General features: G+C 44.9%; 1 protein-coding gene. It reads left to right on the plus strand.

Annotated elements, in window-relative coordinates; all coding sequences use genetic code 11:
- The coding region (locus tag ACTXGU_RS22485) for an ABC transporter permease subunit (RefSeq protein ID WP_443483709.1) at positions 1 to 214 on the plus strand (214 nt) is incomplete at both ends.

The following is a 214-nucleotide window of genomic DNA, read 5'->3' on the forward strand; positions in this document are numbered from 1 at the left end:
GTATTTAGCGATTATTGTCGCAGTTATCGCTTGGTTTGTTATGTATAAAACACCGTTTGGACTTCGGCTGCGTTCCGTTGGAGAACATCCAATGGCAGCCGATACGATGGGGATTAATGTGACAAAAATGCGTTATATCGGTGTGATTATTTCAGGAGCACTTGGCGGAATTGGCGGCGGCGTGTTTGCCCAGTCGATTACGAATGATTTTACT

It is taken from the genome of Niallia sp. 01092 (genome assembly GCF_052318935.1).
Classification (GTDB): Bacteria; Bacillota; Bacilli; order Bacillales; family Cytobacillaceae; genus Niallia.